The sequence below is a fragment of the Serratia sp. D1N4 genome, from assembly GCF_054552755.1.
Window position 1 is genome coordinate 3,385,177 of the sequence record NZ_CM137274.1, and the last position, 11,807, is coordinate 3,396,983.

Annotated in this window: 10 protein-coding genes; 5 read left to right on the plus strand and 5 right to left on the minus strand. The window is 54.9% G+C overall.

Annotated elements, in window-relative coordinates; genetic code table 11:
• The first annotated feature begins 280 nt into the window (after nt 1-280).
• The 3 genes from ACX1CU_RS15195 (at nt 281) to ACX1CU_RS15205 (ending at nt 2,984) form a co-directional block, all read left to right on the plus strand.
• A complete protein-coding gene (locus tag ACX1CU_RS15195; RefSeq protein WP_459399111.1) occupies nt 281-2,266 on the plus strand; it encodes a ligand-gated channel protein in 1,986 nt (661 codons plus the stop codon).
• Between the two features lie 137 nt (nt 2,267-2,403).
• A complete protein-coding gene (locus ACX1CU_RS15200) occupies nt 2,404-2,682 on the plus strand; it encodes a type II toxin-antitoxin system RelE/ParE family toxin (protein ID WP_459399112.1) in 279 nt (92 codons plus the stop codon).
• Entirely contained in the window at nt 2,682-2,984 is a 303-nt protein-coding gene (locus ACX1CU_RS15205; protein ID WP_459399113.1) for a HigA family addiction module antitoxin, read from the plus strand. The genes ACX1CU_RS15200 and ACX1CU_RS15205 overlap by 1 nt, the downstream gene beginning before the upstream one ends.
• A gap of 136 nt (nt 2,985-3,120) precedes the next feature.
• Here the strand turns inward: ACX1CU_RS15205 and ACX1CU_RS15210 are convergent, their stop codons facing one another.
• Together ACX1CU_RS15210 and yieE are read right to left on the minus strand one after the other, a co-directional pair.
• Entirely contained in the window at nt 3,121-4,599 is a 1,479-nt protein-coding gene (locus tag ACX1CU_RS15210; RefSeq protein ID WP_459399114.1) for an amino acid permease, read from the minus strand.
• A 133-nt stretch (nt 4,600-4,732) separates the two neighbouring features.
• Complete coding sequence (gene yieE / locus ACX1CU_RS15215; RefSeq protein ID WP_459399115.1) at nt 4,733-5,611, minus strand: DNA-binding transcriptional regulator YeiE; 879 nt, start codon at nt 5,609-5,611, stop codon at nt 4,733-4,735.
• 265 nt (nt 5,612-5,876) lie between these two features.
• On the opposite strand from yieE, the gene ACX1CU_RS15220 reads away from it, so the two are divergent.
• Nucleotides 5,877-6,953, plus strand: a complete 1,077-nt coding sequence (locus ACX1CU_RS15220) for a YeiH family putative sulfate export transporter (RefSeq protein WP_459399116.1) — start codon at nt 5,877-5,879, stop codon at nt 6,951-6,953.
• Between the two features lie 105 nt (nt 6,954-7,058).
• Nucleotides 7,059-7,898 carry a deoxyribonuclease IV gene (gene nfo / locus ACX1CU_RS15225; RefSeq protein ID WP_459399117.1) on the plus strand — a complete coding sequence of 280 codons (840 nt, stop codon included), beginning with the start codon at nt 7,059-7,061 and terminating at the stop codon, nt 7,896-7,898.
• Between the two features lie 85 nt (nt 7,899-7,983).
• Here nfo and fruA read toward each other — a convergent pair whose 3' ends face one another.
• The 3 genes from fruA to fruB are packed head-to-tail and all read right to left on the minus strand — an operon-like array spanning nt 7,984 to nt 11,749.
• A complete protein-coding gene (gene fruA, locus ACX1CU_RS15230; RefSeq protein ID WP_459399118.1) occupies nt 7,984-9,666 on the minus strand; it encodes a PTS fructose transporter subunit IIBC in 1,683 nt (560 codons plus the stop codon).
• Nucleotides 9,667-9,680: 14 nt separating this feature from the next.
• Nucleotides 9,681-10,619 (minus strand): 1-phosphofructokinase, encoded by a 939-nt coding sequence (gene fruK, locus ACX1CU_RS15235; protein ID WP_459399119.1) that lies wholly within the window; start codon nt 10,617-10,619, stop codon nt 9,681-9,683.
• Entirely contained in the window at nt 10,616-11,749 is a 1,134-nt protein-coding gene (gene fruB, locus ACX1CU_RS15240; protein ID WP_459399120.1) for a fused PTS fructose transporter subunit IIA/HPr protein, read from the minus strand. The genes fruK and fruB overlap by 4 nt, the downstream gene beginning before the upstream one ends.
• Nucleotides 11,750-11,807: the final 58 nt, after the last annotated feature.

The following is an 11,807-nucleotide window of genomic DNA, read 5'->3' on the forward strand; positions in this document are numbered from 1 at the left end:
CCTCACTCATCGGTTTCTTACCATCTCCGGAACCATTGAGGTTCTGACCACGGTTGCAACATATTAGCACCCGTATTTTATCTTTCGCCTTTTCCTGCCATACCACGTCACCACATAATTACACATGCAAATGATACGGATTATCATTTGCATTTACATTCATATTTATTTCCTTACAATAGCCCGAGGCTTCACCAAAGAGCGGAAACCGTCGCGGTGAAAAACCCTATTTCATTTTAAATCAATTAATTAATAATATCGGGCCAGGAATCTTTATCTCATGGAAAAACCAAGTTATAACCAACTGACCGCATTAATCCTCGCTTCACTCGCCAGCAGCACGGCACTGGCGGAATCACAGGACACCATGGTGGTCACCGCCTCCGGTTTCCAGCAAAGGATCCAAGACTCAGCGGCCTCTATTTCAGTCATCTCCCGCCAGCAGCTTGAAACCAGGGCTTATCGTGATATCACCGATGCATTGAAGGACGTTCCAGGCGTGGTAGTCACCGGTGGAGCCAGCAGCAGCGATATCAGCATTCGCGGCATGTCCTCCAAGTACACGCTGATTCTGGTTGATGGCAAGCGTGTTGATACCCGTGGCACCCGGCCTAACAGCGACGGTGCCGGTATCGAACAAGGTTGGCTGCCACCGTTGCAGGCGATTGAGCGCATCGAAGTGGTACGTGGGCCGATGTCTTCTCTTTACGGCTCAGATGCCATGGGCGGCGTCATCAACATCATTACGCGTAAAACGTCTACCACCCAGGCATGGAAGGGCTCTCTGCACGGCGATGCTACCTTCCAGGAAGATCGTCATTCCGGTGATATCTTCCAGACCAACGCTTTTGCCTCTGGCCCACTGATCGACGGCCTGCTGGGGCTGCGGGTCAACGGATTGCTGTCACGCCGCGCTGAAGACCAGATTATCAACGGCTATAACGAACAGCGGATGCGCAGTGGTACGGCGGTGTTCAGCCTGACCCCAGATGAAAAAAACGGCGTTGACGTTGAAATTGGCCGCTCATTGCAGGATCGCGACAGCACGCCGGGCGTATCAATGGCGGCAGAGAACTGCCGCAACGGCAAATGTACGCCGAACAGTGCCAGCAATAGCCGCTACGAGCGCACCCAGTATTCGATCACCCACAACGGCTATTACGATTTTGGTAACACCAACAGCTATATTCAACGCGAGGAGACCAACAACCCTGGCCGCGAAATGAAGCTGAACAACACCATCTTCAATACGCAAACGCAATTTGATCTTGGCGATCACCTGCTTAATCTGGGTGGGCAGTACCGCTATGAAGATCTGCATGATGAAGGTAATCAGCTTGCTGCCGCCGACGGCCTGAATAACCTGACGCGCTGGAGTTGGGCACTGTTTGCCGAAGATGAGTGGTCAATAACCAACGATTTTGCCCTGACCAGCGGGGTCCGCATGGACCAGGATCAGAACTATGGCAACCACTGGACGCCGCGCCTGTACGGCGTGTGGCATCTGGCGGAGCAATGGACGCTGAAAGGCGGTGTTTCTGCCGGTTATCGCTCACCCGATCTGCGCCAGTCTTCCGCCAATTGGGGGCAGATCACCGGGGGTGGCCGAACTTCAATCATCATTGGTAACCCCGATCTGAAGCCGGAAAAGAGCCTGAGCCAGGAAATCGGCCTGCTGTGGGACGATCAGCAAGGAATGAATGCCGGAGTCACGCTATTTAATACCGACTTCAAAGATAAAATCACCGAAGTGCGCCGCTGCGACAGCGGTAGCGGTTCACCTGAATGCTTCATCGGTAATACGCCTTATTACTTTATCAGCGATCGCATCAACGTGGATGAAGCCAATATGCGTGGTGTAGAAGCCACCCTGGGTTGGGAAATCAGCAAAGACTGGGACCTGACGGCCAACTACACCTTTACCCAGTCGGAACAGAAAAGCGGAGCGCAACAAGGAAAACCCCTGAACCAGATGCCAAAGCACATGTTCAACACCACGCTGGACTGGAAAGCCACGCAGGACGTCAGCCTGTGGTCACGCCTCAACTTCCGTAGCAGAACCTCTGAATACCTGAGCCGCACGTCGATGGCCACAGGCACGCCGTCTTATACCTTCGTTGATACCGGTTTGAGCTACCAGGCCAACAAACATCTGACGGTGACCGGTGGGGTATACAATATTTTCGACAAAACCGTCGATTACGATCATTACAACACCGTTCTGGATGGCCGCCGTTATACCGTTGGTATGACCTATAACTTCTGATATGGGAAAGCGCGGCGGCAGACCGCCGCGTCAAACCATGCGTATATCCTGATGAATGACCCGCAACAACATTGTTGCGTAACAGGGAACACCCCATTACACTGCTCCTTGTTACGCAACAAGGAGCGGTAGGGAGCATGATAAAAAGTTTCAAGCACAAGGGATTGCGCCAATTCTTTGAACAAGGTGTTCAATCAGGGATCAATGCCCAACATGCAAACAAACTCCGCCAACGCCTTGCTGTATTGAATGAGGCTGAGGAGATTAGTGAAATGAATCTTCCAGGATATCGTTTGCATCCTTTAACAGGAGACAAGCAAGGACAATGGGCCATTACGGTGTCAGGAAACTGGCGAGTGACCTTCGAATTTATCGAGGGTGATGCTTATATTGTCAATTATGAGGACTACCACTAATGAAAATGCATAACCCCCCTCACCCTGGAGAGATCATTGCAGACGCATTGGATGAACTCAATCTGGGTATTCGCGAACTGGCTCGGGCACTTAATGTTGCCCCCTCAACGGCACAACGGCTGGTTTCATGCCAGGCTGCAGTTAGCCCGGAAATGGCGATAAAATTGTCGAAGGTGTTAGGCGGCTCCCCACGGTTATGGCTCAAGTTACAAGAAGCTTATAGCCTGGATAAAGCCGAAAAAACCGTGGATGTTTCCAAGCTGACCCCATTATTCAAGCCGGTTCAGTTGCCGCACGTCTAAGAACAGCATGGGGCTGTGATTTTCTTCGTATTGCAGAAGAAAACCGTACCGAAATGATTCTCTTATTGATACAAAAAGTTTTGGGGCCACATTAGTGGCCCCTTTGGTTTTCAAATCCGATAATAATCTTAATAAATCACTTCGAATCCCACTTCGGGAATTCCATTTCGCTGTACTTCACCACGCGGGTGCCGCGCGTCAGCTTGTAACCGAACCAGATGATCAGGAACAGCGGAATACCAATGTAGGTCGCGGTCACGCCGTACCAGTCAATCTTGTCTTCCAGGAACGCCTGATAGTTCTGCCCCAGCGTGATAATCAAGCACAGAACAAAGGCGAAGATCGGCCCCAGCGGGAAGAAGCCGGAACGGTATGGCAGATCGTTAATATCCAGCCCCTGCATCACGTAGCCACGGCGGAAACGATAGTGACTGATGGCAATCCCCAGCCAGGCGATAAAGCCGGTCATCCCGGACGTGTTCAGCAGCCACAGATAAACTGACTGATTGCCAAACATCGAACTGAGGAAGCACAGCCCCGCCACCACGGTAGTGGCATACAGCGCGTTACGCGGCACGCCGCCTTTCGACAGCTTGGCGAAAATGCGCGGGGCTTTTCCTTCCGAAGCCAGCGTAAACAGCATACGCGTTGAAGCATACATCCCGGAGTTACCGGCAGACAGCACCGCCGTGAGGATCACCGCGTTCATTACCGCAGCGGCAGACAGCAGGCCAGCATGCTGGAATACCAAGGTGAACGGACTGACGGCGATATCTTTCACATCGTTACGCAGCAGGCTCGGATCGGTGTAAGGAATGATCAGGCTGATAATCAGAATTGCGAAGATATAGAACAGCAGGATACGCCAGAACACCTGACGCACCGCGCGCGGGATGTTCTTGCCCGGATCCTCGGATTCACCGGCCGCGATACCGATCAGTTCAGTCCCCTGGAAGGAGAAGCCGACAATCATCGCCACCCCGATCATCGCCGAGAAACCGCCGGCGAACGGCGCATCGCCGATGGTCCAGTTTTGCCAGCCCGCATTTTCACCGCCCTTCAAGATACCGAAAATCATCAGTATGCCGAGGCCGATAAAGATAATCACCGTGGTCACTTTGATCAGCGAGAACCAGTATTCCGCTTCACCGAAACCTTTGACCGAGATGTAGTTCAGCAAGAACATCAGGCTGAGGAACAGGGCGCTCCAGATCCAGCCCGGCGTGTCCGGGAACCAGTAGTTCATTACCAACTGTGCTGCTACCAGGTCAACGGCAATGGTAACCGCCCAGTTGTACCAGTAGTTCCAACCCAGCGCGAAACCGAAACCTTCTTCAACGTATTTAGCACCGTAGGTCGAGAACGAACCGGAAACCGGCATAAACGCGGCCAATTCGCCCAGGCTGGTCATCAGGAAGTAAACCATCAAACCGATCAGTGCGTAGGAAAGTAGTGCGCCGCCGGGGCCAGCCTGCGAAACTGTCGCGCCAGAGGCGACAAACAGGCCGGTACCAATAGAACCGCCGATGGCAATCATGGTTAAATGCCGCGCTTTCAGTTCGCGGCGCAATCCGGGTGCTTGCTGCCCCGATGTTTTTATATCCTGCTGAGCCATTGTTACCCTACTGCTCGTCAAAAAAATGAGGGCGGATTGTAACAAATACCCGCCCACGCACTAGTGACATTGCGCTGATATAAGATAGCTTCATAATCCGGCAGCAATTATTAGCAACGGGCCTGATATCTTCTCAGGCCTCGACAGGCAGAACGCAGTAACTCAAGAAACGTTGCAGAGCGTTGGAGATATGTTTCTGGCGGTGATGGATCAGATACAACGTCCGTATCAACGGCGGCAGCGGAATTTTCAGCGCCACCAGCACGCCGCTGGCCAGTTGTTCCTCCACCACACGCCGAGACAGGCAACTGATACCGATACCATGACGTACCGCATGCTTAATCGCTTCGGAATTGCCCAGTTCCATCACCAGTTGGAAGTTCGGCAAATGCGCCAGCAGCAGGTGATCCAACACTTCTCGCGTACCCGAACCGCGCTCACGCAGGATCCAAGGCGCACTCGCCAGCGCGGCCATGGTCAGGGGTTGCCGGGCCAAAGGGCTATCCGGTGCGGCAAACACCACTAACTCATCCTCCAGCCACGGCTGGGTAACCAATTCAGGCATATGGCACGGCCCTTCAATCAGGCCGAGATCGACGCGAAAATCCGCCACTGCACCAATCACATCCTGGCTATTCCCCACATTCAGCTCCAGCGGCGTGGTCGGGAAATCTTTGCGATAATGGGCAATCATCGCGGGCAGCATATAGTTGCCGATGGTGCTGCTGGCCGCGATGCGCAACGCACCATTGTCATGCAGGAATAACTGCTCTATTTCACTGGCCTGCTCCAGCAGTGCCAACGCTTTCGGGTACAGCAAGCGGCCATGTTCGTTGATAACCAATCGTTTGCCTACCCGATCAAACAACAACACATTCAGTTGCCCTTCCAAGTCCGCCAACGCAGCGCTGACCGCCGACTGTGACAAGGCCAATACCACCGAGGCCTGCGTCGTTGAGCCACTTTTCAGCACTTCGGTAAAGACTTCCAGTTGACGCAAGGTGATATGCATAGCGATCTCGGTATAAAAGGAGGCTTGCCGGGCTGATACGCCGAACAAAACCTTTGAAATTAAAATAAAAATGTAGAAATAAGCGGTAATAAAACCAGCGGTCATACCATTAAGATTATCACGTTTACAGAATTCGGCCTGGTGCCCATAGAGGATCGCACAGCATCGACCACTTATTCAGATAGATTATAAGCATATAATCAATTTCTCTTTTAGGTCACGAAATTTTACTCTTGCTAGCAAGAATCGAGAAGAGGATTGAACAATGGCGAGCGAGACCACCCACACTTACCCCGAGCAGCATTTCCCGCTGTTGGGGCTACCACGGTTACTACCCGGTTTATTGCTGACCGGTGCATTAACCGCATTGGCGATCTGGGCCAGCAACATTCCTTGGGTTGCCGGATTGGGGTTAGGTGCACTGACGCTGGCGATCTTGTTTGGCATCGTCGTCGGCAATACGCTTTATCCGTGGTTGCACCCTCAATGCCATACCGGCGTTCAACTTGCCAAGCAGCGCCTGCTACGCTTGGGGATTATCCTTTACGGCTTTCGTTTAACCTTTCAGCAGATTGCCGATGTCGGGGCCAGCGGCATCATCATCGATGCCCTTACCCTGACCAGCACCTTTCTGCTGGCTTGCTGGCTGGGCAAGAAAGTTTTCGGCCTCGACAACCAGACCACCATGCTGATCGGCGCGGGCAGCAGTATCTGCGGTGCGGCGGCGGTGATGGCCACCGAACCGGTTCTGAAGGCGGATTCCAGCAAAGTGGCGGTGGCCGTCTCTACCGTGGTGGTGTTCGGCACGCTGGCCATCTTCGCTTACCCTTGGCTATATCACCTGAATGAGCACTTCCAATGGATGCCATTTACCCAGGAAACCTTTGGCATCTATACCGGCTCGACGATCCATGAAGTGGCCCAGGTGGTGGCAGCCGGCCATGCCATCGGCCCTGATGCCGAAAACGCCGCCGTGATCGCCAAAATGATCCGCGTCATGATGCTGGCACCTTTCCTGCTACTGCTGTCTGGCTATATCAGCCGTGGTGCTGCGGGTAGCAAAAGCGAAAAATCGGCCATTACCATCCCTTGGTTTGCCGTGCTGTTTATTGCCGTTGCCGGGCTGAACTCGTTTAACCTGCTCCCGGCGGCACTGGTACAGCACTTGATTACCGCCGACACCTGGATGCTGGCGATGGCGATGGCGGCGCTGGGCCTGACCACCCATATCAGCGCGGTACGCCAGGCAGGGGTGAAACCGATTCTGCTGGCCACCCTGTTGTTTATCTGGCTGGTTATCGGCGGTGCCGCAATTAACCAACTGGTTCAGGCTCTGCTGTAACACCCTCCCTCTCGGGCCCATCTTGCGGGCCCGCTTCTTTTACCCCGCCATTCAATCCTGCCGGTATCAATGCCATAATGCTGGCGATAACACAGGAGAATGAAAATGAAGTTTGTCGGTGCACATGTCAGCGCTTCAGGCGGCGTAGATCAGGCGGTGATCCGCGCGCACGAATTAGAGGCGACCGCATTCGCCCTGTTCACTAAAAATCAGCGTCAATGGAAAGCAGCTCCGCTGCCTGCCGACGTAATCGATAAGTTTAAACGTGCCTGCGCACAATACGGCTTTGGCCCTGGGCAGATCCTGCCACACGATAGCTATCTGATTAACCTTGGCCACCCGGTAACGGATGCGCTGGAAAAATCCCGCGAGGCGTTTCTTGATGAAATGCAACGCTGTGAACAACTGGGGTTGACGTTGCTGAACTTCCACCCGGGCAGCCATTTGATGCAGATTGATGAGGATAAATGTCTGGCGCGCATTGCAGAATCCATCAACCTGGTGCTGGATAAAACCCAAGGCGTGACCGCGGTGATCGAAAACACCGCCGGTCAGGGCAGCAATCTGGGGTTCAGATTTGAGCATCTGGCAGCCATTATCGACGGCGTGGAAGATAAAAGCCGCGTCGGTGTGTGTATAGATACCTGCCACACCTTCGCCGCTGGTTATGATTTGCGCACGGAAGAGGACTGCGAAAAGACGTTCCAAGAGTTGGGTAACGTGGTGGGCTTCAACTACCTGCGTGGCATGCATCTTAACGATGCCAAAAGCGAGTTTGGCAGCCGCGTTGACCGCCACCACAGCCTAGGTGAAGGCAATATCGGCAAGACGGTGTTCAGCTACATCATGCGCGATGCGCGCTTTGATAATATCCCGCTGATTTTGGAAACGGTGAACCCAGATATCTGGGCCGAAGAAATTGCCTGGCTGAAAGCTCAACAGTGATCTTCAAGCTAACGCTAAATCATTCACATTGCTCAAAATGATCGCCCCCTCTCCCCGAGGGAGAGGGAACTGTATTGTTTATCTATCAGACCACAGTAGCCGCCGCAACGTCGCTACGCTTAAGCACCGCGTAACCGAGCCCTGCCAACAAGGTACCGGCGATAATCGCTACCAGATACAGCAATACCGGAGAGATAGCGCCAGGGATCAACAGCACGAACAGACCACCGTGTGGAGCCATCAGTTTGGCACCGAAGGCCATCGACAGCGCACCGGTCAATGCACCACCGGCGATACAGCACGGCAGCACACGCATCGGATCGCGGGCAGCAAACGGAATCGCCCCTTCACTGATAAAACACAGCCCCAGTACCAATGCCGCTTTGCCGCCTTCCTGTTCGGATTTCTCGAACTTGTTGCGCGCCACAATCGTTGCCAAGCCCATTGCCAGCGGTGGCACCATACCTGCCGCCATAATCGCCGCCATCGGGGCATACACCGAGGAACTCAACAGCGCCACGCCGAAGGCATAAGCGGCTTTGTTCACCGGGCCACCCATATCGGTACACATCATCGCACCGAGGATCGCACCCAACAGCACTGCGTTAGCCGTCCCCATCGATTGCAGCCAGTGGGTCAGGCCTTCCATGATTTTCGCCACCGGCGTACCGACCACGTAAATCATTATCAAACCGGTGGTCAGACTCGCCAGCAGCGGGATAATCAGGATCGGCTTCAGCGCTTCCATACTCTTCGGCAGATGCAGCTTACCGCTGATCGCTTTAGCGACATAACCCGCCAGGAAACCGGCAATAATACCACCGAGGAAGCCAGCACCGGTGCTCACCGCCAGCATACCGCCGATCAGGCCCGGCGTCAGGCCAGGACGGTCGGCAATCGAGAACGCAATATACCCGGCCAGAACCGGCACCATCAGCGCAAAAGCTGAACCACCGCCGATCTGCATCAGCGCAGCAGCCAGAGTGCCTTTTTCTTCAAATGCCTTGATACCAAACACGAACGACAACGCAATACACAGACCACCCGCCACCACCATCGGCAGCATGTAGGACACACCGGTCAGCAAGTGACGGTACGGCCCGGCACTCTCTTTTTTCTTGCCTGCGGTTGGTACGCTGCCGCTTTTCTGTGGCTGGAAGATCTCGGCTTCCGCCTGTGCCTTATCCAGTTCCTGCGCGGTTTTCTTCAGTGCCAACCCGGTAGAAGTGCGGTACATCGGCTTACCGGCAAACTTGTCCAGATCCACTTCGATGTCCGCTGCGACAATCACCAGATCGGCCGCCGCCACTTCTTCTGGGGTGATCGCATTACCTGCCCCCACGGAACCACGGGTTTCCACCTTCACCCACCAGCCACGTTTTTTGGCTTCGCTCTCAATGGCCTCGGCCGCCATAAAGGTATGCGCCACGCCGGTCGGGCAAGCGGTCACCGCAACGATGCGTTTCGGGCCAGCCGCTTTCACAGGTGCCGCTGCCGGAGCCTGATAAGGCTTGGCTTCGGCTTTAGCCTGCGCCAAAAAGGCTTCGGGATCACGCACCGCGTGTTCCACATCACCGATATACACCTGCTTGCCGTTCAGCTTGGCATCCGTAGGCGCAGCTTGACCTGCTACGACCACCAGTTCAGCCTCGTTCAGCACATCTACCAGCACCAGACCAGCTTTGGCCGCAGCGCCTTCCAGCATACGTTTCGCCAGGTGACCACGAGCCTGCCCGAACGAAATGTCTATCATCAGCAGCGTTTTCATTCTGCTTCCTCCTGTCAGTTAAAAGGTTTCAGATCGACACGCGCCATCATCGCGGCCAACTGCGGGCGATCGGTCACGCCGACGTTACTCTGGCTCACCGCCAGGGCAGCCACGGCGGTGGCCAAACGTAAAGTATGTTCACTGGATTCACGCATCAGCAGGCCGTAGATCAAACCACCGACCATCGAATCACCGGCACCCACCGTGCTAACGACCTCACAGGCAGGCGGCTTGGCGATCCAGGCACCGGAAGCGTTCACCCACAGTGCGCCTTCTGCACCCAGCGAGATCACCACGTGAGCGATCCCCTGATCGCGTAACGCATGCGCGGCTTCCACCACATCATCCAAGGTTGGCAATGGACGACCGGCCCAGATCTCCAACTCACGGCGATTCGGTTTCACCAGCCAAGGCGCGGCTTTCAACCCCGCCACCAGCGCCTCACGGCTGCTGTCGAAAATAATGCACGGGCACTGCGCACGCAGGCGCACCATCCACTCGGTAAAGGCTTCAGGCGGTACGCCTTCCGGTAAACTGCCGCTGACCGCCACCATGTCGAACTGGCCGAGCCAACTCAGGGAGTCGCTAACGAAACGCTCCCAATCCGCTGACGTGACTTCAAACCCGGAGAAGTTGAAATCGGTCACTTCGCCGTCTTTTTCCGTCAGCTTCACGTTGATACGGGTACGCCCTGACACCACCTGGAAACGGTTGGCAATGCCCAGATCGCTAAATAACAGCTGGAAACCATCCTGGTTATCTTTCCCCAGGAAACCGCCCACGGTGACATCAATACCTAAATCTTTCAGTACCTTGGCAACGTTAATGCCTTTACCGGCGGCGTGCAGCCCGGCGGTTTTTACCCGATTAACCTCACCCCGTTCGATCTCCGGGCAGAAACCCACCAGATCGTAAGCCGGGTTAAGGGTAATGGTTGCTACTCTTCTGCTCATGCTGCACCCTCGCCAAGACCTTCGCTGATGGCTTCGCCAATGGCTTTCAGCGCCGCTTCAGCATCATCACCGCTGGCGGTAAAACGCAACTGATGACCTTTCTTCACACCCAGCGCCACTACCTTCATCAGGCTGCGGCCGTTAGCCGGTTTACCGCTGCCGTTAAGATTGGTGACGGTAATTTCGCTGGAAAATTGTTTGATCACGTTAACCAATGCGGTGCCCGGGCGGGCATGCAGGCCGTGTTCGTTACGAACGATATATTCTGCGCTCAGCACCGCACTCTGTTCGGCCACCTCGCTGGTCAGCAGTGCCAGCACGGAGGCGGCATCGGCGTTCAGCAAGCGTTCAGCTTTATTGCTCAACAGCAGGTCGCTGAGGTAGTTCAGCAGCGTCAGCGGTTGCTGATCGGCAATCGCTACGGTCAGCAGCAGTGCAACCTGCTCGCCCTCTTCGTCAAACGCCTGCACGGGGCGGCTGATGGTTGCCGCACTGAACAGGTTGCCTTCAGCACTGTCGCTCAACCAGATACCCTGCCCCAGGTTCAGCGGCTTGCGGGTGATCACATCGCTGACAAACCGGGCGTCGACCGCACCGATCTTTTGCAAGCGGCCCGCGTTCAAAGCTTGCAGCGTCATCAAAGAATCTGCCGCCACGTCCAGCGCGATCAGTGAAGCATCGAACTGAAACTCAGCCGTTTGTTTCTCGCCCATCAGCAGGCTGCGCAGCTCTTCTGCTGACGTGGTTTTCGCCAGCTGTGCCGCTACGTCGTCATCGCTGAGTACGTGCGTCAGTTGACGCAGCAGCGCCAGGTGTTCGTCTGAACGGGCGGCGATGCCGATTACCACATAGGCGGTCTGGCCTTCGCCCCACTCAATCCCCTGCGGGAACTGGAATACCTGCACCCCGGTATTCAGCACCAGATCGCGGGTGTCGGTGGTGCCATGCGGAATGGCGATTCCGTTACCCAGATAGGTAGAAGTTTGCAGCTCACGCTGCAGCATGCCGTCAACATAGGCGGCGCTGACGCATCCGGCGGCGGTCATCGCTGCCGCGACCTGCCGGATGGCTTCCTGTTTACCGCTGGCGGCGGCGCCCAGGTGAATGTCTTGCTGTGACAACTGGAACATAGTTCTCCTCTCCTGCTGAATTGAATCGTTTCAGCTATGTAGGGAAAAAGGAGCGTTA

Excerpts from the sequence above, each read along its gene's own strand:
- fruK (WP_459399119.1), bottom strand. The coding sequence starts at position 10,619 with ATGAGCAGAAGAGTAGCAACCATTACCCTTAACCCGGCTTACGATCTG.
- yieE (WP_459399115.1), bottom strand. The coding sequence starts at position 5,611 with ATGCATATCACCTTGCGTCAACTGGAAGTCTTTACCGAAGTGCTGAAA.
- ACX1CU_RS15200 (WP_459399112.1), top strand. The coding sequence starts at position 2,404 with ATGATAAAAAGTTTCAAGCACAAGGGATTGCGCCAATTCTTTGAACAA.
- ACX1CU_RS15220 (WP_459399116.1), top strand. The coding sequence starts at position 5,877 with ATGGCGAGCGAGACCACCCACACTTACCCCGAGCAGCATTTCCCGCTG.
- ACX1CU_RS15195 (WP_459399111.1), top strand. The coding sequence starts at position 281 with ATGGAAAAACCAAGTTATAACCAACTGACCGCATTAATCCTCGCTTCA.
- nfo (WP_459399117.1), top strand. The coding sequence starts at position 7,059 with ATGAAGTTTGTCGGTGCACATGTCAGCGCTTCAGGCGGCGTAGATCAG.
- ACX1CU_RS15205 (WP_459399113.1), top strand. The coding sequence starts at position 2,682 with ATGAAAATGCATAACCCCCCTCACCCTGGAGAGATCATTGCAGACGCA.
- fruB (WP_459399120.1), bottom strand. The coding sequence starts at position 11,749 with ATGTTCCAGTTGTCACAGCAAGACATTCACCTGGGCGCCGCCGCCAGC.
- fruA (WP_459399118.1), bottom strand. The coding sequence starts at position 9,666 with ATGAAAACGCTGCTGATGATAGACATTTCGTTCGGGCAGGCTCGTGGT.
- ACX1CU_RS15210 (WP_459399114.1), bottom strand. The coding sequence starts at position 4,599 with ATGGCTCAGCAGGATATAAAAACATCGGGGCAGCAAGCACCCGGATTG.